This is a genomic window from Frateuria defendens, assembly GCF_001182895.1.
Taxonomy (GTDB): Bacteria; Pseudomonadota; Gammaproteobacteria; order Xanthomonadales; family Rhodanobacteraceae; genus Frateuria_B; species Frateuria_B defendens.
Map to the genome: position 1 here is coordinate 1 of NZ_LFQR01000016.1, position 22,975 is coordinate 22,975.

At 67.9% G+C, this 22,975-nt stretch carries 22 protein-coding genes and 1 riboswitch; of the genes, 7 read left to right on the plus strand and 15 right to left on the minus strand.

Annotated elements, in window-relative coordinates; translation table 11 throughout:
- Window positions 1-170: 170 nt before the first annotated feature.
- Together ACH65_RS03030 and ACH65_RS20710 are read right to left on the minus strand one after the other, a co-directional pair.
- Window positions 171-1,319, minus strand: coding sequence for a D-alanyl-D-alanine carboxypeptidase family protein (locus tag ACH65_RS03030; RefSeq protein ID WP_053096131.1), 1,149 nt, complete (start codon window positions 1,317-1,319; stop codon window positions 171-173).
- A gap of 236 nt (window positions 1,320-1,555) precedes the next feature.
- Window positions 1,556-4,405 carry a phosphoenolpyruvate carboxylase gene (locus ACH65_RS20710; protein WP_049621103.1) on the minus strand — a complete coding sequence of 950 codons (2,850 nt, stop codon included), beginning with the start codon at window positions 4,403-4,405 and terminating at the stop codon, window positions 1,556-1,558.
- A gap of 97 nt (window positions 4,406-4,502) precedes the next feature.
- Window positions 4,503-4,618, plus strand: a riboswitch (S-adenosyl-L-homocysteine riboswitch).
- Window positions 4,619-4,668: 50 nt separating this feature from the next.
- On the opposite strand from ACH65_RS20710, the gene ahcY reads away from it, so the two are divergent.
- Window positions 4,669-6,111 (plus strand): adenosylhomocysteinase, encoded by a 1,443-nt coding sequence (ahcY, locus tag ACH65_RS03040; RefSeq protein WP_049621104.1) that lies wholly within the window; start codon window positions 4,669-4,671, stop codon window positions 6,109-6,111.
- A gap of 101 nt (window positions 6,112-6,212) precedes the next feature.
- Here the strand turns inward: ahcY and ACH65_RS03045 are convergent, their stop codons facing one another.
- Complete coding sequence (locus ACH65_RS03045) at window positions 6,213-7,085, minus strand: hypothetical protein (RefSeq protein WP_153242454.1); 873 nt, start codon at window positions 7,083-7,085, stop codon at window positions 6,213-6,215.
- A gap of 364 nt (window positions 7,086-7,449) precedes the next feature.
- On the opposite strand from ACH65_RS03045, the gene metF reads away from it, so the two are divergent.
- Together metF and ACH65_RS03055 are read left to right on the plus strand one after the other, a co-directional pair.
- A complete protein-coding gene (metF, locus tag ACH65_RS03050; protein ID WP_049621106.1) occupies window positions 7,450-8,274 on the plus strand; it encodes a methylenetetrahydrofolate reductase [NAD(P)H] in 825 nt (274 codons plus the stop codon).
- A 31-nt stretch (window positions 8,275-8,305) separates the two neighbouring features.
- Complete coding sequence (locus ACH65_RS03055; protein ID WP_049621107.1) at window positions 8,306-8,881, plus strand: DUF4124 domain-containing protein; 576 nt, start codon at window positions 8,306-8,308, stop codon at window positions 8,879-8,881.
- A gap of 208 nt (window positions 8,882-9,089) precedes the next feature.
- Here ACH65_RS03055 and ACH65_RS03060 read toward each other — a convergent pair whose 3' ends face one another.
- The 4 genes from ACH65_RS03060 to ACH65_RS03075 form a co-directional block, all read right to left on the minus strand.
- The gene (locus tag ACH65_RS03060) at window positions 9,090-10,370 is read right to left on the minus strand and encodes a sensor histidine kinase (RefSeq protein ID WP_049621108.1); all 1,281 of its coding nucleotides are present in this window, start codon (window positions 10,368-10,370) and stop codon (window positions 9,090-9,092) included.
- Window positions 10,354-11,040: a response regulator transcription factor gene (locus tag ACH65_RS03065; RefSeq protein WP_049621109.1), complete on the minus strand. Its 687-nt coding sequence runs from the start codon at window positions 11,038-11,040 to the stop codon at window positions 10,354-10,356. The genes ACH65_RS03060 and ACH65_RS03065 overlap by 17 nt, the downstream gene beginning before the upstream one ends.
- Window positions 11,041-11,331: 291 nt before the next feature.
- On the minus strand, window positions 11,332-12,210 hold the full coding sequence (rimK, locus tag ACH65_RS03070) for a 30S ribosomal protein S6--L-glutamate ligase (RefSeq protein WP_049621110.1): 879 nt from the start codon (window positions 12,208-12,210) through the stop codon (window positions 11,332-11,334).
- Complete coding sequence (locus ACH65_RS03075) at window positions 12,207-12,653, minus strand: ATP-dependent zinc protease family protein (protein ID WP_049621111.1); 447 nt, start codon at window positions 12,651-12,653, stop codon at window positions 12,207-12,209. Before ACH65_RS03075 ends, rimK begins: the two co-directional genes overlap by 4 nt.
- A 404-nt stretch (window positions 12,654-13,057) precedes the next feature.
- Between ACH65_RS03075 and ACH65_RS19600 the strand changes: the two genes are divergently transcribed.
- From ACH65_RS19600 to ACH65_RS03085, 3 genes are read left to right on the plus strand one after another with little or no spacing between them, the layout of a single operon-like run.
- A complete protein-coding gene (locus tag ACH65_RS19600) occupies window positions 13,058-13,282 on the plus strand; it encodes a hypothetical protein (RefSeq protein WP_153242455.1) in 225 nt (74 codons plus the stop codon).
- 2 nt (window positions 13,283-13,284) lie between these two features.
- Window positions 13,285-13,668 carry a TonB-dependent receptor plug domain-containing protein gene (locus ACH65_RS03080; RefSeq protein WP_161805580.1) on the plus strand — a complete coding sequence of 128 codons (384 nt, stop codon included), beginning with the start codon at window positions 13,285-13,287 and terminating at the stop codon, window positions 13,666-13,668.
- Entirely contained in the window at window positions 13,665-14,219 is a 555-nt protein-coding gene (locus tag ACH65_RS03085) for a TonB-dependent receptor domain-containing protein (protein ID WP_237561423.1), read from the plus strand. Before ACH65_RS03080 ends, ACH65_RS03085 begins: the two co-directional genes overlap by 4 nt.
- Before the next feature lie 121 nt (window positions 14,220-14,340).
- Here the strand turns inward: ACH65_RS03085 and ACH65_RS03090 are convergent, their stop codons facing one another.
- The 5 genes from ACH65_RS03090 to ACH65_RS03110 form a co-directional block, all read right to left on the minus strand.
- Window positions 14,341-14,967, minus strand: coding sequence for a c-type cytochrome (locus ACH65_RS03090; RefSeq protein ID WP_202594128.1), 627 nt, complete (start codon window positions 14,965-14,967; stop codon window positions 14,341-14,343).
- A 266-nt stretch (window positions 14,968-15,233) separates the two neighbouring features.
- Window positions 15,234-16,289 (minus strand): LLM class flavin-dependent oxidoreductase, encoded by a 1,056-nt coding sequence (locus tag ACH65_RS03095; RefSeq protein ID WP_202594129.1) that lies wholly within the window; start codon window positions 16,287-16,289, stop codon window positions 15,234-15,236.
- A 46-nt stretch (window positions 16,290-16,335) separates the two neighbouring features.
- A complete protein-coding gene (locus tag ACH65_RS03100; RefSeq protein ID WP_049621114.1) occupies window positions 16,336-16,797 on the minus strand; it encodes a VOC family protein in 462 nt (153 codons plus the stop codon).
- Window positions 16,798-16,943: 146 nt separating this feature from the next.
- Entirely contained in the window at window positions 16,944-18,341 is a 1,398-nt protein-coding gene (locus ACH65_RS03105) for an alginate export family protein (RefSeq protein WP_049621115.1), read from the minus strand.
- A gap of 149 nt (window positions 18,342-18,490) precedes the next feature.
- Window positions 18,491-19,144 carry a hydrolase gene (locus ACH65_RS03110; protein ID WP_049621116.1) on the minus strand — a complete coding sequence of 218 codons (654 nt, stop codon included), beginning with the start codon at window positions 19,142-19,144 and terminating at the stop codon, window positions 18,491-18,493.
- A 197-nt stretch (window positions 19,145-19,341) separates the two neighbouring features.
- Here ACH65_RS03110 and ACH65_RS03115 point away from each other — a divergent pair, with 197 nt between their 5' ends.
- Window positions 19,342-20,241 carry a LysR family transcriptional regulator gene (locus ACH65_RS03115; protein WP_049621117.1) on the plus strand — a complete coding sequence of 300 codons (900 nt, stop codon included), beginning with the start codon at window positions 19,342-19,344 and terminating at the stop codon, window positions 20,239-20,241.
- Between the two features lie 282 nt (window positions 20,242-20,523).
- Here the strand turns inward: ACH65_RS03115 and ACH65_RS03120 are convergent, their stop codons facing one another.
- The 3 genes from ACH65_RS03120 to ACH65_RS20715 form a co-directional block, all read right to left on the minus strand.
- Window positions 20,524-21,483, minus strand: coding sequence for a quinone oxidoreductase family protein (locus ACH65_RS03120; protein ID WP_049621118.1), 960 nt, complete (start codon window positions 21,481-21,483; stop codon window positions 20,524-20,526).
- A 248-nt stretch (window positions 21,484-21,731) separates the two neighbouring features.
- The gene (locus ACH65_RS03125; protein ID WP_202594130.1) at window positions 21,732-22,553 is read right to left on the minus strand and encodes a 3-oxoacyl-ACP reductase family protein; all 822 of its coding nucleotides are present in this window, start codon (window positions 22,551-22,553) and stop codon (window positions 21,732-21,734) included.
- Between the two features lie 47 nt (window positions 22,554-22,600).
- A partial coding sequence (locus ACH65_RS20715) for a hypothetical protein (protein ID WP_237561422.1) occupies window positions 22,601-22,975 on the minus strand: 375 nt, incomplete at its 5' end.

The window sequence follows — 22,975 nt, forward strand, 5'->3', positions numbered from 1 at the left end:
GAGCGAAACCCCGGCCGAAGGCCGGCCAGTATGCAATAACGCTTCAAGAACACAGCGAACCCTCCCTGGCGGACACCCGCAGGGAGATCGTGAACAGGTTCCAAGATCACGGCCGCACCACTACGCGGTCACTCCCACGCAGACCACCCTGCAGGCAGCAACTAGGCGCGTCAGTCGTCGTGCTTCTGCCGCACAACCGGCGGGGTCGGCTTCTTGGCACCACCGCGGCGCGCGAGCTTGGTCGCGCGCTCCGGATGCGGCGTGTGCGCGCCATGCACGCAGCCGTTGGCGCGGGTCTTCCCGCGCACGCTGCAAGCGGCGAGGCGCACGCTGCGCGCCGACGCCTTGCCCGACACGGTACGGCGCACGGGCCTCGCCTTGTGGGCCGGGGCCGGCTCGGCCTCGGCGGTGCTGATCGGCGAGAGCGCCGCCAGCATGCGCCGCGCCACGCCGCGCTCGCGCATGCCCGAGGCGGCCACCAGGGTTTCCGGGGTCTGGCGGTGCCCGAAGCCGTCGTCCAGCAGGCGCGCCATCAGCTGGTCGCGCGCCTCCGAGGTGCGCCCGCCCAGCACCACGCCGAACAGGCGGCGGCCGTCGCGCGTGGCGGTCGAGGCCAGGTTGAAGCCCGCGGCGTTGGTGAAGCCGGTCTTCAGCCCGTCCATGCCGGGGTAGCGGTCCATCAGGTGGTTGTGGCCCTGCACGAGGCGGCCGTTGAAGTTGAACTCGCGGGTGGCGAAGTACGGCGCCTCGCGCGGGAAATCCTTGTACAGCGCCATGGCCAGCCGGCCGATGTCGCGCGCGGTGGTGGCGTCGTCCGGGTCGGGCAGGCCCGAGGCGCTGGCGAAGCGGGTGTTGGTCATGCCGAGCATCAGCGCCTGGGCGTTCATCGTCTCGACGAAATGCGCCTCGGAGCCGCCCAGGGCCTCGGCCACCACGGTGGCGGCGTCGTTGGCCGACTTGGTGATCATGCCGAGGATGCAGTCCTGCACCGAGACGGTCTGCCCGGCGCGCAGGCCGAGCTTGGTCGGCGCCTTGTTCGCCGCCAGGGCCGACACCGGCAGCTGCTGGTCGAGCTTGAGCCGCCCGCTCTCCAGCGCCTGGAAGGTGAGGTAGAGCGTCATCATCTTGGTCAGCGAGGCCGGATGATTGGGCTCGTCGGGGTTGACCGCGTTGAGCACCTCGCCGCTGGAGGCGTCGAGCACGATGGTGGCGTAGCCCGCGTGGGCCTTGCCCGCCAGGGCGCACAGCAGCAGGACCGCCAGGGCGGCACCGCACAGCCGGTCCAGCAGCCGGCCCGGTTTGATGGATTCGATGGGCATCCGGGCGTTCCTCGGCTCCTGGCGCGTAACCCTAGCGCGCGACCTTAATGTGAAAGTCGTCTCAAATCTAGAGGTCAAGCATCAATTGGTTGACCTAAGTGCATGTTCTGGCTTGACCCAGCGGACGTTCCGCAGGCCGGAAATGCCATCCATGGGACACCGGGCCGGGCTCCTGGCCGCCGCCCCGGAACGCGCTCCTGCCACTGTCGCCCCGGCATCCGCCGGGGCGTTTCCCCTCAACCCGTGTTCTGCAGGCCCTGCGACACGCCGTTCACGCAGGCCACCAGCGCGTGCAGCAGTGCATCGTCCTGGCTGCCGGCGGCGCGCCAGCGTTGCAGCAGGTCCACCTGCAGCAGGCTCATCGGGTCCACGTAAGGATTGCGCAGACGGATGGATACCGCCAGCCGCGGGTTGTCCTCCAGCAGCCCGGCCGCGCCCTTGAGCTTGAGCAGCCAGGCGCGGGTGCGCTCGAACTCCTCGCGGATCAGGGCGAAGAACGGCTCGTGCAGCGGCCCGGACAACCGAGAGAAGGCCTCGGCGATGTCGAGGTCGCACTTGGCCAGCACCATGTCCACGTCGTCGAGCATGTTGGCGAAGAACGGCCAGTCGCGCGCCATCTCCAGCAGGGCCGCCTCGCCGAAGCGCGCGGCGCCCTGCTCCAGCGCGAACCCCAGGCCGTACCAGCCGGTGATGATGGAGCGGCACTGGGTCCAGGCGAACACCCACGGGATCGCACGCAGGTCCTCCACGCCGCGCATGCTGCGCCGGCGCGAGGGACGCGAGCCCAGCGCCATGCGCTCGATCACGTCGATGGGCGTGGCGCTGCGGAAGTAGTCGATGAAGCCCTCGCGGTCGACGAAGGCGCGGTAGTGGCGGCGGCTGTCGGCGGCCAGCGCGTGCATGCGCGCGCGCCATTCCGGCGCGCGCGGGTCGGCCGCGCGCGGACGCAGCGAGGCGCGCAGCACCGCGCCCACGGTTTGCTCCAGGTTGCGCAGCGCCAGCGCGCGGATGCCGTACTTGCGGTGGATCACCTCGCCCTGCTCGGTGACGCGCAGCACGCCGGCCACCGAGCCGCGCGGCGAGGCCATCAGCGCCGGCGCGATGCGCGCGCCGCCGCGGCTGGCCGAGCCGCCGCGGCCGTGGAAGAAGGCCAGCCGGATACCGTAGGCCTCGGCCACTTCGAGCAGTTCCACCTGGCCGCGCTGCAGGCCCCAGCGCGAGGCCAGGGTGCCGCCGTCCTTGCCGCTGTCCGAGTAGCCGAGCATCACCCACTGGCGGTCGCCGCGTGCGGCGAGGTGCTGGCGGTAGACCGGGTCCTCCAGCAGCGCGCGCAGGGTGGCCGGCGCGCTCTTCAGGTCGTCCACTGTCTCGAACAGCGGGGCGATGTCCAGGGGAACATGGCCTTTTGCGTTTGCCTCCTCTCCCCCCGGAGGCACGCGGGGAGGCGCCATGGATGGCGCCGGCTCTGAGGATCGAGGAGAGGATTGAGGCGAGGGGCGGGTGCTCGCCGCGGCCTGGCCAGGGCTTTGCTCGCCGAGGGAAGCCGCCGGCTCGACCAGCCCGCCATAGCGGGCCAACGCCAGCACCGCCAGCACGTCCGCCGCCGAGCGCGCCATGCTGATGATGTACAGGCCCAGCGCCTCGCTGCCGTAGCGGCGGCGCGCGTCGCCCAGGGTGGCGAACACGTCGTAGAGCGACTTCACCACCTCGGCGTGGCCGATCTCGAAGCGCGCCGTGCCGCTGGCGTAGTCGCGCAGGCGCGCGGCGCGCTCGCCGGCGTCGCGCTGCGGCCAGCCCTCGTCGCCGAACAGCGCGGCCAGCGCATCGTCGTGCACGCGCGAATCCTGGCGCACGTCCAGCCGCGCCAGGTGGAAGCCGAAGGTGCGCACGCGCCAGATCATGCGCCGCACGGCATAGGCGCCGGCATGCAGGCCGTGGTGGCCGAGCAGGCTGCGCTCGATCAGTTCGAGGTCGTCGAGCAGCTCGACCGCGGACGGGTAGCCGTCCGGGTGGCCGTCCTCGTGGGTGGCCTCCAGCCGCGCCTGGATCAGGGTGAGCAGGCAGCGGTAGGGCATGTCGACGTGGCGCGGGCGGATGCGCGCGGCGGCCTGCGGGAAGCGCTCGCGGTAGTCGGCCAGGCGTTCGAGCAGGAGCGGGGCGACACCCACGCGGTCGTCGGTCTGGCTGAGCAGGCGCGCCAGGCCGGCCACGTCCTCGATGTAGCGCTCCAGCACGTGCGCGCGCTGGGTGCCCAGGCTGCCGGCGATGGTGTCGGCGCCCACGTTGGGGTTGCCGTCCATGTCGCCGCCCACCCAGGTGGCGAAGGCGAGCAGGCGCGGCAGCGGCGCGTCCACGCCGTAGACCTGCTGCAGCGCCTCGGCCAGTTCCTCGTAGAAGGCCGGCACGATGCGGTAGATCGGGTTGGCGAGGTAGAAGCCGACGTGGTCGTGCTCGTCCTGCACGCTGGGGCGCACCGGCGAGGCCTCGGCGGTCTGCCAGCCGGCGGACAGCGCCATGAAGATGCGGTCGGCGTCCTCGGCGCTCTCCTGCGGCGTGCGGCTGGGGTCGAAGTTGTCCACCAGCGCGCGCACGATGGCCTGCTCCTTCTCCAGCAGCGAGCGGCGCATCGCCTCGGTGGGGTGCGCGGTGAACACCGGCTCCACCTGCATGCGCCCGAGCCAGCCGAGCAGCTCCTCCGCGGCCACGCCCTGCGCCTTCAGCCGGCCCAGCGCGTCGAGCAGCGACTCCGGCTGCGGCGCGTCGCCGGCGCGCTGGTAGTCGCGGCGACGGCGGATGCGGTGCACGCGCTCGGCGATGTTCACCGCCTGGAAGTAGGTGGCGAAGGCACGCGCCAGCGCCTCGGCGTCGTGCGGCGCGAGGTCGGCCAGCGACGCGGCCAGCGCCGCCACCGGCGCGCCCTCGCGACGGCGGCGGATGGCCGCCGTGCGCACCGACTCCACCCGCTGGAAGAAGGCCTCGCCCTCCTGCTCGGCCAGCATGCGCCCGACCATCGCGCCGAGCCGGCTGACGTCCTCGCGCAGGGGGCCGTCGTGCGGCAGGTAGTCGGGGTCGCGGACTGCTTCCATAACGCTCTCCAATGGGGATCCTCCAAGCCTACAACGTCGTGCCGCGCCTGCGCTGGCGCGCGAGCGCGGCCACTTGCCGCTACAATGTCGCCTCTTGCACGTCGAGGGGCGCTGCGACCGTCGCGCGGATCCGTTCCGCGAGGCCTGCATCGCAGGATGCGGGCCGCCACGGCCAGGCTCGGCGCGCATGCGCAACAACGGCGCCCGGTCGCACGTCCCGTCTCCCGCGGCCGGACGTCCAGCCATCCGAACCGGAGCTATCCATGAACGCTGTCGCCAACACCCCCGCCCGCCAGGACTACAAGGTCGCCGACATCTCGCTCGCCGACTGGGGCCGCAAGGAGCTCGACATCGCCGAGCACGAGATGCCGGGCCTGATGTCGATCCGCCGCAAGTACGCCGCCAGCCAACCGCTGGCCGGCGTGCGCGTCACCGGCTCGCTGCACATGACGATCCAGACCGCGGTGCTGATCGAGACGCTCAAGGACATCGGCGCCGACGTGCGCTGGGCCTCGTGCAACATCTTCTCCACCCAGGACCACGCCGCCGCGGCGATCGCCGCCACCGGCACCCCGGTGTTCGCCTGGAAGGGCGAGACGCTGGAGGAATACTGGGACTGCACGCTCGCCGCGCTCACCTTCACCGCCGCCGACGGCACCCTGCTCGGCCCCGAACTGGTGGTGGACGACGGCGGCGACGTGACGCTCTTGATCCACAAGGGCTACGAGCTGGAGCACGGCTCCAAGTGGGTGGACGAACCCGCCGCCTCGCACGAGGAGCAGGTGATCAAGAACCTGCTCAAGCGCGTGGCCCGCGAGCGCCCCGGCTACTGGACCCGCGTGGTGAAGGACTGGAAGGGCGTCTCGGAGGAAACCACCACCGGCGTGCACCGCCTCTACCAGCTGGCCGAGGCCGGCAAGCTGCTGGTGCCGGCGATCAACGTCAACGACTCGGTGACCAAGAGCAAGTTCGACAACCTCTACGGCTGCCGCGAGTCGCTGGCCGACGGCCTCAAGCGCGCGATGGACGTGATGCTGGCCGGCAAGGTGGCCGTGGTGTGCGGCTACGGCGACGTGGGCAAGGGCTCGGCGCACAGCCTGCGCGCCTACGGCGCCCGCGTGATCGTGACCGAGATCGACCCGATCTGCGCGCTGCAGGCGGCGATGGAGGGCTTTGAGGTCAACACGGTGGAGAGCACCCTGGGCCAGGCCGACATCTACGTCACCACCACCGGCAACAAGGACATCATCCGCATCGAGCACATGCAGGCCATGAAGGACCAGGCCATCGTGTGCAACATCGGCCACTTCGACAACGAGATCCAGGTCGACGCGCTGGTCAACTTCCCCGGCATCGCCAGGATCAACATCAAGCCGCAGGTGGACAAGTACGTGTTCCCCGACGGCCGCGCGATCTTCCTGCTGGCCGAGGGCCGCCTGGTGAACCTCGGCTGCGCCACCGGCCACCCGAGCTTCGTGATGTCCAACTCCTTCGCCAACCAGACGCTGGCGCAGATCGACCTGTGGGCCAACAAGGACTTCTACGAGCACACCGTCTACCGCCTGCCCAAGAAGCTGGACGAGGAAGTGGCGCGGCTGCACCTGGAGAAGATCGGCGTGAAGCTGACCGCGCTCACCCCGGCCCAGGCCGAGTACCTCGGCGTGCCGGTGGAAGGCCCGTTCAAGCCGGAGCACTACCGCTACTGAGCGCCGGCGGCGCCTCCGCGCCATGCACCACAGCCAAGGCCCCGCTCCGGCGGGGCCTTTTTTGCGTGCGCCGCGGACGATCCGCGAGCACCTCAGGCCCGCTAGGGCTCGATCAGCACGAGGCAGTTGTCGACGTTCTTGGCGAAGCCGATGACGGCCGCCTGGAACACCCGCTTGCGGTCTTCCTCGGCCGCGGCGTCGGCCGCGAGTTTCGCCAGTTCCTGCTGGAGTTGTTCCTTGTCGGCCCGGCCCGCGGCCATCGCCGCGAGGAGCGCCGCCGGCAACAGGCGGCCTGCCTTGGCCTTGTCCTGGCTCCCCTTCATCCCGGCTTCGGCCCCGGCGAGCGCCAGTTCCTTGCCCCGCAGCCTGGCCTGCGTCGCGGGCGAAGGCGCGAGGTTCTTGTTCGCCTCCTGCGTCCTGTTCGCCGCCTCGTTGCTGGCGGCGACGAGCTTGTTGAGGTCGTCCAGCGTGGGCGCGGTGAGCGCGATCCCGTCGAGCGCGCTGTCCAGCTCGCGGCCGATCGCCGCCACCACGCCGACGGTTCTGGCGGGGATGGCGTCGTAGGCGTCCCGCACGTCGTTGTTGCCGAAGTCCGCCGGGAACAGCCGCCGCGTGGCCTCGCTGTCGATCGGCGCGAAGGCCTCCTGCACGCACTGCGTGCGTGCGGCTGCCCGGGCGAAGGTGGCGCGCTGTTCCTCGAAGCGGTAGTGGCCGCCCACGATCGCGCCGAGGGAAGCCGCGCCCGCGCCCGCGTTGCGGGCCGCGATGTTGTCCGCGGCGATGCCGGCCACGGCGACGAAGGTGCCGTAGAAAGCGACCTCGTTGGCCACGCCCTGGCCGTGCGGCGGTTGTTCGCCGCCTCGTTGAGCAGCACGGCCAGGCCGGCGACCAGTTGCCGGGCGGTCGCCACGCTGTCGACCGGCCGCACGGACACCGCGCTGCCGGCCTTGAGCAGATCCTCGTTCGTCGTCCACGGCTTGTGCGGATAGAGCGTCCCGCACGCGGCGGCGAGGCACGCCGACGCGGCGAGCCCGGCCCGCCGGATCGTCCGCGCGAGGCGGCGCCGCCTTTCGTTTCCACGCCACACACAACGCAGCCCGCGAACCGGGCCCGGACTCCCCCGATCCACCGTCGCCTTCATGGCCATCCCCCTGGCCTGTGCGCGTGGGGCGACGCTACTACGGACACAAAGCGCTGTCGGGCGGGCCGGGCCGCGCGGGTCGCCCTCGACTTGCGGTCGCGGCCGCTGCAAAGGGCCGTCCAGCCGTATAAACATCTTTTCATCGCGAATGAGAGATATATAATCCCCTCTGACTTGCCTTCCGGGAACCGCGCGCGATGCCGCCGATCAGCTTCGAATTCTTTCCGCCCAAGACCGAGGAGCAGCGCGTGCAGCTCGACCGCGCCGCGCAGCAGCTCAAGGCGCAGGGCCCCGAGTACGCCTCGGTGACCTTCGGCGCCGGCGGCTCCACGCTGAGCTACACCGGCGAGACGGTGGACCACCTGCACCGCGCGCACGGGCTCAACGTGGCGCCGCACCTCTCCTGCATGGGCGGCACCCGCGCCGAGATCGGCGCGCTGCTGGACGGCTACCGCGCCGCCGGCTACCGCCGCATCGTGGCGCTGCGCGGCGACCTGCCCTCGGGCATGGCCAGCCCCGGCGACTTCCGCTACGCCGCCGAGCTGGTGCGCTTCATCCGCCAGCACTCGGGCGACCACTTCCACATCGAGGTGGCGGCCTACCCGGAAACCCACCCGCAGGCGGAGGACGCGCTCGCCGACCTCAAGCACTTCAAGGCCAAGGTGGAGGCCGGCGCCAACGGCGCCATCACGCAGTACTTCTTCAACCCCGACGCCTACTTCCGCTTCGTCGAGGACGCGCACCGGCTGGGCGTGGACGTGCCGATCGTGCCCGGCATCATGCCGATCGCCAATTTCGGCCAGCTCCGGCGCTTCTCCGAGGGCTGCGGCGCGGAGATCCCGCGCTGGATCGTCAAGCGCATGCAGGCCTACGGCGACGACGCCGACTCGGTGCGCGCGCTCGGCGCCGAGGTGGTGGCGCAGCTGTGCCGCCGCCTGCTCGAGGGCGGCGCGCCGGCGCTGCACTTCTATACCTTGAACCGCGCCCGCGCGACCCTAGCGGTGCTGGCGCAACTTCACTGATCCGCGCGCCGCGGCCGGCTATGCTGCCGCGATGCGTGCACTTCTGCTGTTGCCCCTCCTGCTGTTCGGCGCCGTCGCCGGCCGGGCGCAGGACATCCACCGCTGCCTCGGCGCCGACGGCCAGCTCGTCTTCACCGACCGCGCCTGCGCCGACCTCAAGGCCACGCCGGCGCCGGACGCGCCGGCGGCCGCCCCGCCCTCCCCGGCCACCGAACGCATCGCCGAACGCATCGCGCCCGCGCGCTGCGCCGCCGATGCGCAAGCGCTCAAGCAAAGCGTGGCCGACGCCTTCGCCACGCGCGATCCGAACCAGTTGGCCGGGCTGATGCTGTGGGGCGGCCGCGGCGGCCGTTCCACCGTGGCCGACCTGCGCGGGCTGGCCGCGCTGGTGCGCCAGCCCCTGCTGGACGTGGACGCCTACGACGCCGCCCAGGAGGCCGGCACCAGCGGCACGCTGTCCAGCGCCGCCGCGGCCGGCGACGCGCCGCCCGCGATCACCGGCCTCACGGTGCGCACCGCCGTGCGCGACGGCAGCGGCGGCGAAGCGGCCACCCGCTTCGCCGTGGTGCGCCGCGCCGGCTGCCTGTGGCTGCGGCCGGGCGGCTGAAACACACGCTCCCGCCTTGTAGGAACGCGCCTTGCGCGCGACCGGGGTGCGGCGGCGACACCGCTGCGTGGGCTTGTCGCGCGCAAGGCGCGCTCCTTGTATGTTCCCCTGGCCCCCGATGAGGTGGGCGTTGGATCGTTTCCGGGGAGGCTTGACTCGGCACAGAGTGTCTACAGGGCGGGCGGAAACATCGGGCTGCTCGCCAGCCTCAACCGAACACGATGCTGGCGATCGCCCCGTTGCTGTCGGTGCGCGGGCGCATCGACACCTCCCAGCCGTACAGCTCGCACAGCCGCCGCACGATGGCGAGGCCCAGGCCCGCGCCGCTGCCGCCGGCGCCCTCGCCGCGCACGCCACGCTGGAACAGGCGCTCGGCGTCCTCCGGCTTGATGCCGGGGCCGGTGTCGATCACCTCGATGCGGTCGCCGCCCACCTCGACCCGCACCAGGCCTTCCAGCGTGTACTTGATGGCGTTGCCGATCAGGTTGGTCAGCGCCACCGATAGCACCGAGGCCGGCGCGTTGACGGTGAGCGGCTTCTCGCCCGCGTGCAGCTCGATCGACAGCGGCTTGTCGCGCATCTGCGGGCGTTGGCTCTCGATCACGTCGGCGGCCACCTTCGCCACCTCGGTGATCTCCCCGCGCGTGGGCCCGCGCCGCTCGGCGCGCGAGAGCAGCAGCAGCGCCTCGATCAGCTCGGTGGCCTGGCGCGAGGAGCGCTCGATGCGCTTCAAGCGCTCGCGCAGCTTGTCGGTGAGGTCGGGCGAGCCGAGCACCAGCTCGGTGGTGCTGGCGATCACCGCCAGCGGCGTGCGCAGCTCGTGGCTGACGTCGGAGTTGAATTCGCGGTCGCGCTCGACCATGGCGGTGAGGCGGTTGGCGTAGTCGTCCAGCGCCTGGGCCAACTCGCCGACCTCGTCGTCGGCGAAATACGGCGCCAGGGGCTCGGCCTTGCCCGCCTTGCGGAACTCGCGCAGGCGCGCGGCCAGCTGGCTGAGCGGCTTGAGCACCTTGCGCGAGAGCCACAGGCCGATAGCCAGGGACAACAGACTGAACAGCACCACGGCGGTGACTACGGCGGTGATCAGCTGCCGCCGTCCCAAATCGTCGCGCGAGACGTCGTAGCGGACGAAGGTGATGATGCCGTCGTTCTTGTAGACCGCCAGCTTGTAATGATGGTTCTGGCCGTCGTCGCCCGGCTCATAGATGTCGTGGACGCCGGCATCCAGGTTCTGCCAGTTCAGCGGCGCGTGGTAGATGGTGCGCTCGCTGTACTGCGCGCCGGTCAGCAGGCGCGAGGCGACCGGCTTCCCCCGCCGGGCCTGCTCGTAGGCCCATTGCGCATCGTCCATCAAGCTGGAATTGACCAGCTGGCTTTCCACCCGCGAACGGATGTCCAGCGACGCCACGGCGAACAGCGCACTGAGGCCGAAGCCGAACAGCGCGAAGCTCAGGATGAGGCGGAACCGCAGCTTACGCCTGGACTGCATCCGGATCGACCATCCTGTAGCCGATGCCGTGCCGCGTGTGGATCAGCGGCTTGTCGAACGGCTTGTCGATCGCCGCACGCAGGCCGTGGATGTGCACGCGCAGGGAATCCGAATCGGGCAGTTCCTCGCCCCACACCTTCTGCTCCAGGTCCTGCCGCGTGACCACCGAGGGGCTGGCCTCCATCAGCGCCTGCAACAGCTTGAGGCCGATGGGGTTTAGCTGGATCGACTTGCCGTCACGGGTGACGGTGAGCGTGTCCAGGTTGTAGGTGAGGTCGGCCACCTTGAGCACGCGGCTCTGCGGGCCCTTGCCGCGGCGCGCCAGCACCTCCAGCCGCGCGGCCAGCTCCTGCAGCGCGAACGGCTTGGTCATGTAGTCGTCGGCGCCGGACTCGAAGCCGGAGAGCTTCTGCTCCAGCGCGTCGCGCGCGGTCAGCATCAGCACCGGCGTCTGCTTGTGCGCCTCGTGGCGCAGCTTCTTGGCGACGTCGAGGCCGTCCATGCCCGGCAGGGTCAGGTCCAGCACGATCACGTCGAAATCGTGCACCACCGCCAGGTGCAGCCCGGTGACGCCGTCGCCGGCGAAATCCACCACGTGGCCGCGGTCCTCCAGGTAGTCGCCGATGTTGGTTGCCAGATCACTGTTGTCTTCGATCACCAGTACGCGCATGCGCTACTCCGTGTGCCGCCCGGCCCGAGGCCGTCGAGCGCCAAGCTTAACAAGTTGGGTGGGGAAAGACGTCCGCCGGTGACTGAACACGGAAGACGGGCAAGAAAAAACCCGGGCGCGCAAGTCGCGCCGCCCGGGTATCAAGCTACTGCCCCGATACCGAAATCTGCTGCCACCAAAACCTTCGAGGTTGCAGTGCCAAGCAAATCGCAGTGGAACCTTTATAGGTACGACCCGGTTAGGGTGGGGTTAACCGATGCTCAGCCCGACGTTAACCGCCCTGCCCGGCGCTCACGCGCCCACGTGCTTCTCGAGGTGACGGATGATGTGCGAGGAGACGTCCACGCCGCTGGCCGCCTCGATGCCTTCCAGACCGGGCGAGGCGTTCACTTCCAGCAGCAGCGGCCCGCGCTCCGAGCGCAGCAGGTCCACGCCCGCGATGCCCAGCCCCAGCGCCTCGGCGGCGCGCACGGCGATGCGCCGCTCCTCCGCGCTCAGCGTGGCCTTGGCGGCGCTGCCGCCCCGGTGCAGGTTGGCGCGGAACTCGCCCGGCTCCGCCACCCGCTGCATCGCCGCCACCACCTTGCCGCCGACCACGAAGCAGCGCAGGTCGCGCCCGCCGGCCTCGGCGATGAACTCCTGCACCACGAAGTTGGCGTAGAGGCCGCGGAAGGCCTCGATCACGCTCTGCGAGGCCGCCAGCTTCTCCGCCAGCACCACGCCGGTGCCCTGGCTGCCCTCGTTGAGCTTGATCACGTGCGGCGGCTCGCCGAGCAGGGCCAGCAGGTCGCTGGTGTCGTCCGGGTTGTCGCCGAACACGGTGGCCGGCATCGGGATGCCCTGCGCGGCGAGCAGCTGCAGGCAGCGCAGCTTGTCGCGCGCGCGCAGCACCGCGTCGGAGGGGTTGGGCGTGTACACGCCCATCATTTCCAGCTGGCGCAGCACCGCGGTGCCGTAGAAGGTGCTGCTGGTGCCGATGCGCGGCAGCACCGCGTCGATGTCGCGCAGCGCCTTGCCCTTGTAGCGGATCGCCATGCCGTTGGAGGCGATGCGCACGTAGCAACGCAACGGGTCGAGCACGCGCACCACGTGGCCGCGCTCGCGGGCGGCCTCGACCAGGCGGCGCGTCGAATACAGGCGCGCGTTGCGCGAAAGAATGGCGATCTTCACCCGCGCTCCAGCCTGGCGTGTTTCGACTGCGTGTAGGAACGTCCCGGATCGACCGCGAAGCGGCCCTGCAGGGCGGTGCGCCCCAGCAGCATCGGGAACAGCATGTGGCGGCGGTCCGCCAGGCTGATGTCGATCTCGAAGCGCCGCCCCGCCAATACCACCTCGCTGCGGATGAACCAGCGCTGCGCGCGATGGCCGGCGGAGCTGGTGACCATGCGCCGGTCCTGTGCCGGCGCCTCGCAGCGGACCACGAGCGGCGGATGCCGGCCGGTCTGGATGTCGAAGCGCAGCCAGGTGCGACCGTCGCGCTCGAACGGCTGCAGCGCGTCCACGTGTAGCGCGCTGCTGCGCGCGCCGGTGTCGAGCTTGGCCTTCAGCAGGGCGATGCCGAACTGCGGCAAAGCCAGGCGCTCCCGCCAACCGAGGGTAATCACATCCGTCATACAGATTCGGGCGCGCTCGGTGGGGACGAGGAGGAGACGAAAAGTGGAGCGTGTGGCGAACCCGGAAACCGCCGCCCCAAGCCGCTGCTTCCCGACAGGCAGGGAAGCGGCAATGGAGCAACCGGGACTGGAACCCACCCACGTCAACGTGCTTAGGCTAGCAGCGCGCGGGCGTTGGACGCCAGTCCTCCCGAAGCACCGGCGCCAGGGTCAAAGACATGTGATGGCCGGCCCCCTGGATCGCGGGATGCAGGAGACTCCGGGCCAGTCCCGGCAGCTCCATTCATCGCTGCCGTTCATAGCCACATGCAGGGAATATCCGCCACGAGGCCACCCTCACTGTGCAAGGATGAAAAGAGCCGTGGGCCTCGCCCTCTGCTCTTCCTCCGCAGCACAAAGTCCGCATGAAAATCCGTAGCCTGACCACCGCACTGATGGCGGCCTTGGTCGCCAACGTGAAAGCGCAAAATGCGCCTGCGCCGCAAACCGAGCAGCCCGCCGCACACAGGCTCGATGCCGTCCACGTCACCGCCACCGAGGGCTACGCCACCCGGACCCGGTATCACACCGGAAAAGCAGCCTTGGCCCGCTCGGCGACCGCCCGATCAAGGACACCCCGGCCTCGCTGACGGTGCTGCCCGAACAGCTCCTTGGTGAACCAGCAGGCAAGGACCCTCAACGACGCGCTGCGCAACCTGCCGTCCGTGGAAATCCGCGCGACCAGCAGGGCCTGGAAGTGTCGCGCCCGCAGTCGCGCGGCTTCCAGGGCTCGATCGTGCAGAACACCCGCCTGGACGGCCTCAACGTGGTCGGCACCACCGCCATCGCCGCCGAGAACCTCGGCGGCATCGAGGTGCTGAACGGCTTGGCCGGCTCGCTGTACGGGCCGCAGACGCCGGCCGGCGTGTTCAACTACGTGCTCAAGCGGCCCACCGCCCGCGGCCTGGTCCAGCGCGGCGCGACAAGCAGTACGAGGCCGGGCTCAAGTACGACTCCACGGACCGGCTGCTGCTGACCGCGGCCGCCTTCCGCATGACCCGCCCGCTGGCCGAGACCGACCCGGCCAGCAATGTGTTCGCGGTGGTGGGCCCGCAGCGCAACCGCGGCGTGGAACTCTTCGCCCAGGGCGATCTCACGCCCCAGCTTGGCATCCTCGGCGGCGTGACCTACATCGACGCGCGGCTGCTCGACACCCGCGTGCCCGACACCAGCGGCAAGCTCGTGGTCGGCGTGCCGCACGTCAAGAGCGACGTCTCGCTGGACTACCACCCCGACTTCCTGGCGGGCTTCGCCCTGATCGGCACGGCGCACTTCGAAAGTCGCCGCGAGGCGACCAATACCAACGACAGCTTCGCGCCCTCCTTCGCCACCCTGGACGTCGGCGCCCGCTACACCACGCCGTTCCTGCACCACGCACTGACCGTGCGCGCCCAGGTGGTCAACGCCACCGACAAGCACTACTACTCGTCGATCGCCGACGGCAACATCATCGGCAGCCCCGGCGCCAACACGGCCTACTTCGGCACCCCGCGCACCTTGATGGCCAGCGCCGAGCTGGATCTCTAGGCAGCCCCGTCGAGCGGATGGACGGCCGGCTTGCAGCTCGGCCGTCAACGCATCTGCAGGACGATGACCTCGCTGCCCGCGGGATTCGTCCGCTCGCGAAGGTTCTTCACGTCCTCCGGCTTCACCGTACCCCCCGGTTGCCCCAGGACGTCCGCACGAAAGTCAGCACGTCCGCAATCTCCCGGTCGGAGAGCTGGTTGCGGCAGGAAGGCATGCGATAGGCGTCCGGGACTCCGCTGGCGACCACCCGCCCCGACCCGCTCAAGGTAACGTTGATGCTGGAGGCGTTCTCTTTCGCCATGGACGACGCGCTCCCGGCCAGGGGCGGTATCCACGGCCCCTGGCCGCGCCCGTCCTGCCCATGGCAGGCGCTGCACCGGGCCATGAAGGTCTGCGCACCGGGAAACTTCGATCGCTCGCCCATGGCCAGGACACCACCCGGCGTTTGTTCGTACTTCCACGGCGCCCCGTCTCTATCGGGATCGCCAGGCAGCGATTTGAGATAGCGCGCGATCGCCTTCAGATCGTCGTCCACCATGAACTGCGTCGAATTGTTGTAGGCGGTCATCGAGCCGAAGACGACGGCGTGCCGGTTGCGTCCGCTCTTGAGGAACTGATAGATGTCCGCCTCGCTCCACCGGCCGAGCCCCGTATTCCCGTCGCCGCGAAGGCTGGGCGCATACCAGCCGTCGAGCAAGGCGCCGGATAGATAGAGCGGGCTGGTTTCGTCGAGCGCCTTCTCGTTCATCGCCCATCCGCATGGCGTGTGGCTTCTTCGGCTTCAGCGGGAGGATGTGGCCGAGCGGTTCCATCAGCCTGCGGTGGTTGTACCAAAGACCGATGTGCGGATGGGGCCGGATGTCCATGTTCCGGTCAAGTCCTGGCGCGAGGTCGAGCGGCCCCATATGATCGAAGAAGATGAAGGGCCCCACCATGTGCCGCTTTGCGAACGACAGCACGCGGCCCACTTCGAAGCCGCCGCCGAGGTTGCGACGCCGCTGCTCGATAAGCATTTCAATCATGGCATTCCTCCTGTTTGCTTGCCGCTCGGACGATCGGCGCGACCTCGGTGCCCAGGAGTTCGATCGAACGCTTCATGGCCGCCGTTTCGAGTGACGCGGTGCTCATCTGGAAGGTGATGCGCGAGACGCCGCCAAGCACCTCGCTGGCGCGCAGCATCTTCGCCGCAACCGTGTCCGGACTGCCGATCAGAAACGCGCCCTTGGGGCCCGCCATGTCGTCGAACTGCGCGCGTGTCGGAGGCGACCAGCCGCGTTCGCGTCCGACCTTGGCGGTAAGATGGGACCAGCCGGGGAAGAAGGCGTCACCCGCCGCAACGTCGGTCTCGCCGACGAAGCCCATCGCGTGGATGCCGACCTTCAAGGTGGCCGGATCGTGTCCGGCTCGGGCGCCGGCCTCACGGTAGAGATCAACCGCCGGCCGGAAGCGTTCGAACGTGCCACCAATGATGGCCACCATCAACGGAAGGCCGAGCGCGCCGGCACGCGCGAACGACTGCGGCGTGCCGCCGACGCCGAGCCAGACGGGCAGGCGCTGTTGGTGGGGTCGCGGGAAGACGCCCTGGCCGGTCAGCGCTGGCCGAAACCGGCCCTGCCAAGTGGGGTGGGTCGTCTCGCCGAGCTTCAAGAAGAGTTCGAGGTTCTCCGCGAACAGGTCGTCGTAGGCGCGCGTATCGAGGCCGAACAGCGGGAAGGCCTCGCCGAACGACCCGCGTCCGACGACGAGTTCGACACGCCCCTTGGAGATCAGGTCGATCGTCGCAAACTCCTGGAAGAGACGCACGGGGTCCACCGCGCTCAGCACCGTCACCGCGCTGGTCAGCCTGATCTGAGTGGTGCGGGACGCCGCCGCCGCGAGGATGATCGACGGCGCGGAATCGAGGAATTCCGCGCGGTGATGTTCGCCGATTCCGAACACGTCGAGCCCGACCCGGTCGGCGACCTCGACCTCGTCGAGCAGGTCGGCCATGCGGTCGGTCGCCGACGGCAGCGCGCCGGTCGTGGGATCGGGCAATATCGCGGCAAAGCTGTCGATGCCGATCTGCATCATTGGTCCTCCTATTCGGTTCGTGCCCAAAGGTGCTCGGCTGTGCCGGCTAGGCGAGAAGCTCGGCTAGCTCGATCAGGTTTCCGAAGGGATCGGCGAAGAACGCGACCCGGCGGCTGATCGCCTCGACCACGAACGGTTCGACGACGATTTTCACACCGCGCGTCCGGAGCTCCTCGACGGTTGCACCGACATTGGCCACGTTGAGGCAGAAGTGGTGATAGCCAGCGTAGGCGAGGCTGCTGCCGAGGTCGGTATAGGGCCGCACGTCCTGCGGACCGGGCTCATCCCCGCCGAGGATCTCGATGTAGAAATGATCGTCGGTCGGCGGGGCGATGAAGGCGAGCTTCGCGCGGGCGTAGTCCCATTCAGCGACCACGCGGAAATCCAGCTTCTCCACATACCAGCGCTTGAGCGCCTCAAGGTCGCAGGTGCGGACCGCGACGTGATGGCCGCGCATGTCGGCGAAGGGTGAAAGGCTGTTGTGTGCCGGCGGGACGAAGTCGGCCATGGATGATCCCCTTGAGATTGAGGGTGGTCGGCGGTGAGGACTTGCGTTGCTTTGAAAGCATTCGGCAGGGTAGGCACGCCGACAGATCGTTGAAGGCTGTAGGTAGCCCGCTGAAGAGACTGCCTTGGACGTCAGCGACCGCAAGATCAGAACCTGAACGTCGCCTGGGCGCCGGCCATCTTGATGGTGCGCGCGGGTCCAGTGTCGCGAATGAACGGGCCGGGATCAAAAGCGCTAAGCGACGCGGTCAAGTTCAGCTCTGATGTCACCTGCCAGCTTGTGGCCAGTTCGATCTGTTTGCCAATAAAGCGCGCGTCGCTTTGCCGACCGCTGCGCACTAGCAACCCTGGGATGGAGTAGATTCCGTCAGCAGTGCTCTGACGCCAGTAGGCCACCACGGTCAGCGATACCGCGACATCCTTGTGCGGTTGCACCGAGATCGAGGGGCGCACGTGAATGAGGTTCCGCGGGCCGATCGGCGAAAGCGCCCCAAAATACTTCCCGTTCGGGAAAAGCGAGTTCAGCGTTCCCAGCTTCGGATCATCTGGATCGCCGTCGCCCGAGACGATATCGGCGGTGAGAGCAATCTCCGGTCGCAGCGGCGTGCTCCGGAAGCGATACCCCGTCTCGGCTCCCGCGCCCCACGCCTGCGAGCGGTGACCTGCAAATGTGCCAAGCTGGAACGCCGCCTCGACGTTCCAGTGCCAGGCGCCGTCGTCTCCGAAGATTCTGGAACCAAAGGTGTGCGCCAGCTGCTTGCCAACGCCCTGGTCGAAAATAGCGTTTCGGTCTCGCAGGCCGATGTAATAGACATCGAAGCCGTTCAAATGCTTCGCGTCGAGCCACTGCGTGGCGTAAACCCCCCAAACCAGCTTATTGCGCGAGCGCCGATCGTTGAACCCCCCGAGTCGCGTGTCGACCGGCTGAAGGTAGAAGCCGGTCAACCGACGCGTCTTGCCGGTGAGGATCGCTTCAAATCCGTCAAAGGGCAGCGGAACGCCGGTTCCATACCGCCTGTCGATGAAGCGTCCCGATCCAAACGAAACCAGCTTTCGTCCTGCCGATAGTTGGAGCGAGGCGTCACCCGGCACCGCAACCTCGACATCGACAAACGCCTGCAGCATGTCGACGCCAGTCGTGTCTGCCGGCCCCTTCATACGGTCTGTCCCTGATATCGCCGACAGGATCGGCTGCACAAACATCCGGACCTTCCCGACGTGAAGATCAGCGTAGGGCATCAGACGATTCCAGACGTAGCTGTCGTCTGGCGATGATCCCCAGTTCACATTCTCATAGCCTTCGTAGCGTGATCGCGCCTCGACACCGGTCGTGATATGGATCGTGCCGTCGTCGCTGAGGGGGATGTATTTGAATGGCTCTGTCCAACGCCCCTTGCGGTTTGCGGGATTAGCGAGCGCGGACCAATCTTCAGAATAGCGCTCGATCGTCAGTGTCGGGGCGCGCTCCAAGTTGGTCGATACCTGCGCGCTCGCCGCGAACGGCGTCGCGCAGGCCGCGGCAACCGAGACCAACTGCCAACCCACATACCCCAGCCGACGGGTCTTCCTTCGGTCCTCGCCTCTGCACGGCAGACGACTCGACGCGCTCAATGACCTGCAGAAGGGATGACGAGCATCGACATCCCAACGGCGCGCCGCAACGCGCCTTGGCCTATGCTCGCCATCCACCTTTATTAGCGCGCGGTGCTTTCGACGGGGGTATTCAAGAGCTGCTGCTCCCACAGGTACGCGATGCCGCTGCCGCCGAAGTGCTGGATGAGAATCTCGGTCAGCTCCTCGACATGCTCGGTGCGCGCCCAATCACGTTGCCATTCGCCAGCGAGCGCCATCACGGTCATCACGTTCGCGCCGGCCGCGATCATTCGCTGGATGGCAACCTCGTGAGATTCCTTCGAAATCCCGCCCGACGCGTCGGTGATCACGGTCACGTCCCAGCCTTCGCCGGCGGCCTGGATGACAGGCATTGCGACGCAGACCTCGGTCCACAGGCCGGCGATGATCAGCTGCTTGCGGCCAGTCGCCTTGACGACGCTCACCACATTCTCGTCCTGCCAGGTGTTCACCCAGGTGCGATCGATGACTTCCTGGTCCGGAAATACGTCGGTGATCTGCTTAAAGAGAAGTCCACCGCGCGCCGCGATCACGCTGGTGAGGATGGTCGGAACATTGAAGGCTTTTGCTAGCTTCGCCAGCGCGGTCGTGTAGTTGACCACAGCTTGCGGATCGTGGCTGTTGAGGTTCGCGAGCTGGTACGGCTGGTGGTCGATCAGGACGAGTACCGAGTCTTCAGGACGAAGGAGCGAATCAAGGCCATTGCGAAAAGTCATGGATACATCCTTTGCTGTCGTCACGAGTGAGATGGGTGTGCAGGCATGCGTCATCGGTGCATTGCCTCGGGGGCAAACTTTGTCACTCCTGTCCGGGATGCGGTAGCGCCCTTTCGCGTCGAACTGTGTCGCGGAAACTGGAACGAATAATCGATACTTTCCGTGCCAAGCTGTGCCACGAAATCGGGAGCGCCACGTTGGACATCGAAGAGCTGAGGACATTCGTGGAAGTGGCCCATGCAGGCGGCGTTTCCCCCGCGGCGCATCGGCTCGGCGTATCCAAGTCGATCGTCAGCCGGCGGCTCGGCCGCCTCGAGGCGGAACTTGGCGTCCAGCTGCTTGCGCGCACCACCCGCGGCGCCTCCCTCACAGAAGCCGGAGCCGCGTTTCGAGACCATGCAGCCAAGGCTTGCACCGAGATCGACGTGGCCAGGGAGACGATTCTGCCTGCCGATGACCTTCGTGGACGGCTACGAATCGCCGCGCCGCTTTCCTTCGGCCCGACCCACTTCGCCCCCGTGCTCGCGAAACTGGCGCAACGCCACCCACGGCTCAGCATCCATACCAGCTACAGCGATCGTTTCGTCGATCTCATCGCAGAGGGTTTCGACTGTGCGATCCGGGTTGGCTACCTCCAGAAGCCCAACCTGATCGCGAGACGCGTCGGACCGATCCACGGCAAGCTCGTTGCAAGTCCGGGCTACATCGAAGCGCACGGCTCCCCTGAAACGCCGGAGGAAATCCTTGCCCATGAGGCCCTCATGCAGGGAACGGAAACCTGGCAGTTCATGGATGGCGACGAGATCATCACCGTGAATCCGCGCGGGCGCTTCAAGGCGGACGACGCCACGGCCCTCGCTTCCGCCGCAGTCGCGGGACTCGGCATCGCCTGGCTACCCGACGGCATTACCGACGAGCATGTGGCCTCCGGCGCACTCGTTCCGATCATGACGCGTTATCCGCTACCTTCGGCAGGCATCTATGTCGTTCGCCCACCGAGCCAGCATCCCGCACGGAAGGTACGGGCGCTCACCGAACTGCTGATCGAGTGTTTCGAACAGGCTCCGGAGCTCGCGAAGGTGATCGCCAAGGCATGAGCAGCCCGGCGCCCGTAACAGCCTGCCCTCGGAGCCCTGGCCGGCTTTGCAGATGATCGCCGAAGATCGGTTCGTGGCGGCACTCGGCGAAATCGCGCTGAAGATGCCGTTGGCAAGGAATTTCGTACTGTGACGTCTGGCTTTTCGAGGAAGGCCGAATGGCCACGCTGGATGCCTACGTGGTCGAGCTGCCAATACCTCGATAGCGGTTCGCGTTCGCCACGGTTTTCCTGACATAGGCCTATCGTGAAGCGCCGGGCCGGAAAGCATGGACCCGAGTGACTACGGAATGAGAATGATGCGCCCAAGCCGGGAACTGCCTTCGGCGCAGGCGTGAGCCTCGGCGGCTGCGGCGAGCGGAAAGGAGCGGTCGATGACCACGTCGAGTTCGCCAAGCGCGGCCTGCTCCAGCATCCGGGCAACCGTTGCATACACGTCCGGCTTCTCGAACTGTGTCCCCATGAAGACGCCGAAAAGCGATTGGTTCGCCTGCAGCGCCGGCCACAGATCGAGAGCGAGCTCCGGTCCACCGGCATTCCCGACAAAGACCAGACGTCCTTCCGGGCGGAGCACCGCCAGGGAAGTCCGCAAAGTCGTTCCGACCGGGTCGATGACCAGGTCGACACCCCGCCCATCCGTGAGCCGGGCCACCTCATCGACCACGTCCACCGCGCGATGGTCGATCGCATGATCGAGCCCCAGCGCGATCAGTCGGTTGACCCGCTCGGCGCCGGAGACCGTCGAAAGCACCGTGGCCCCTGCGCGACGTGCGAGTTGGATGGCCGCGACGCCAACGCCGCCGGCCCCCGCCTGGATGAGGACCGTCTCACCGCGCTTCAGGCCGCCACGCGCGAACAGGCAGTGATGGGCCGTCCCGAACGCGATCGGCAGCGCCGCCGCCGCAGTCATGTCCAGGCCTTCCGGTAAGGGCCATGTCCGGCTGGCAGCAACCGCGCGCAGTTCGGCATGCGATCCGGCGAAATCGAAACTGGTGACCTTCTGCCCCACCTGCCGGTCTGGAACGTTCTCGCCGACCTCGATGACCACACCTGCGGCCGCGAAACCAACCACGAAGGACGAATCTGGTGGGATGGAGGAGGCCCGATTGATCAGGTCGCCGCCTTCGATGGCGATGGCCTCGACGCGGATGACGACGCCGTCCCGCTGGCAGATCGGATCAGGAACGTCGGCGTAACGAAGCACCTCTGGCGGTCCAGGACGGTCGAAAATGGCAGCTTTCATCGATTCCCCTCACTACTTTTTCAAGCGTAGTGGGACGCTTGATGCGTATCGAAGCGCTACAGCCATTCCTCGATGCGGCCGTTCCACTTTTTGCGATACAGTCGCTTACGCCTTGATGCGGGTAACTGCGGCGCGAACGCCCGCGTCACCGGCCGTGTCCAACTGCACGAAGCGCGCATCGATGCCGCTGCTGCGTACGCGACGGGTCACCCGACCTCCATCCGATGACCACCAACTGCATCGCACTTCTATGAAAGCGCGCCACCGTCCACAGTGAGGATCGTCCCGGTGATCTGCCGGGCGGCAGGTGTTGCGAGGAAGGCGACCGCGGCCGCGACATCCTCTGGTTGATTGAAGCGGCCAAGGGGGATCAGGCTGCGCTGGTAATCCGCAGACTCGCCCGTCTCAGGATTCGAGTCGGTATTTGTCGATCCTGGTTGAACGAGATTTACCGTGATGTCTCGCGATCCCAATTCGCGCGCGAGGCCGCGGTTGAATGCCTGAAGCGCGGATTTGGTCATGTAATAGACGGTGCCGGGTACACCAACGATACGATCCGCGCCCGCTGAACCGATGTTGATGATACGACCGCCTTCTTTGAGGTGGGGAATGGCCGCTTTCGACGCGAGCACCGGCCCGCGCACGTTGACCGCAAGCAGCGCATCGATATCTTCGACCGTGAAATCGGCAATATTGTTGTATCGCGCGATCGCGGCATTGTTGACGAGGATGTCGAGACCGCCCAGCGCGCGGACGGCTTCGTTCACGGATCGCTGTATTGCCCCTGGATCGGCGCTGTCAGCCTGGATCGCGACAGCCTTGCGCCCCTTGCCTTCGATCACCCGAACGAGTTGCGCCGCGCTGTCGGAAGACCGTTCATACGTCACGGCTACATCCGCCCCCTTATCGGAAAGCGCGAGTGCAATCGCCGCGCCGATGCCGCGCGAGCCACCCGTCACGAGAGCATTCTTCCCAGCCAGTTCCTGCTGTGTCGTGCCGCCTTGGTACGCGGTTTCGAGGCCCATTCCCCTGTTGGCACCGGCCGTCAGGGTAGTTTTCTTGGTTGTCATCATGTTCTCCTTTGATCGTGGCCGAGGCCAGCCCACCGGATATTTGTTCATTGGCGCGTGATGCAGATCTGACGACCGGGATAATCGAAGGTAATCACGCCATCACTCCAGAGCGGCACACCCAGCGTCCCGTCGATCACACCTTGCTCGAAGGCAGGGATGTTGGACGTCATGCTTACCTCCAATGCCCCGAAGCTCGTTGACCCGGCTCGAACCTCCGGCACGCGGGCAACCGTGCCCTGCACCTCCCCGCCGACGCCATGTCCGATCTGTTTCGAAATTCCACCTTGAACCAGAGCCTTCCCCACTTCGCTGCGAACGAAAGGGCCCCCGAGCACCAATGCGCTATGCCTGGTGCCAAGGTCGACCAGAACCTTCAGGCGAACGGGGGGCTGATTTCTGGGGATGCTCTGATCTATCGA

Excerpts from the sequence above, each read along its gene's own strand:
- ACH65_RS03100 (WP_049621114.1), bottom strand. The coding sequence starts at position 16,797 with ATGGCCGACTTCGTCCCGCCGGCACACAACAGCCTTTCACCCTTCGCC.
- ACH65_RS03125 (WP_202594130.1), bottom strand. The coding sequence starts at position 22,553 with ATGACAACCAAGAAAACTACCCTGACGGCCGGTGCCAACAGGGGAATG.
- ACH65_RS03110 (WP_049621116.1), bottom strand. The coding sequence starts at position 19,144 with ATGACTTTTCGCAATGGCCTTGATTCGCTCCTTCGTCCTGAAGACTCG.
- ACH65_RS03090 (WP_202594128.1), bottom strand. The coding sequence starts at position 14,967 with ATGAACGAGAAGGCGCTCGACGAAACCAGCCCGCTCTATCTATCCGGC.
- ACH65_RS19600 (WP_153242455.1), top strand. The coding sequence starts at position 13,058 with ATGAAAATCCGTAGCCTGACCACCGCACTGATGGCGGCCTTGGTCGCC.
- ACH65_RS03055 (WP_049621107.1), top strand. The coding sequence starts at position 8,306 with ATGCGTGCACTTCTGCTGTTGCCCCTCCTGCTGTTCGGCGCCGTCGCC.
- ACH65_RS03030 (WP_053096131.1), bottom strand. The coding sequence starts at position 1,319 with ATGCCCATCGAATCCATCAAACCGGGCCGGCTGCTGGACCGGCTGTGC.
- ACH65_RS03095 (WP_202594129.1), bottom strand. The coding sequence starts at position 16,289 with ATGATGCAGATCGGCATCGACAGCTTTGCCGCGATATTGCCCGATCCC.
- ACH65_RS03120 (WP_049621118.1), bottom strand. The coding sequence starts at position 21,483 with ATGAAAGCTGCCATTTTCGACCGTCCTGGACCGCCAGAGGTGCTTCGT.
- metF (WP_049621106.1), top strand. The coding sequence starts at position 7,450 with ATGCCGCCGATCAGCTTCGAATTCTTTCCGCCCAAGACCGAGGAGCAG.
- ahcY (WP_049621104.1), top strand. The coding sequence starts at position 4,669 with ATGAACGCTGTCGCCAACACCCCCGCCCGCCAGGACTACAAGGTCGCC.
- ACH65_RS20710 (WP_049621103.1), bottom strand. The coding sequence starts at position 4,405 with ATGGAAGCAGTCCGCGACCCCGACTACCTGCCGCACGACGGCCCCCTG.
- ACH65_RS03060 (WP_049621108.1), bottom strand. The coding sequence starts at position 10,370 with ATGCAGTCCAGGCGTAAGCTGCGGTTCCGCCTCATCCTGAGCTTCGCG.
- ACH65_RS03065 (WP_049621109.1), bottom strand. The coding sequence starts at position 11,040 with ATGCGCGTACTGGTGATCGAAGACAACAGTGATCTGGCAACCAACATC.
- ACH65_RS03075 (WP_049621111.1), bottom strand. The coding sequence starts at position 12,653 with ATGACGGATGTGATTACCCTCGGTTGGCGGGAGCGCCTGGCTTTGCCG.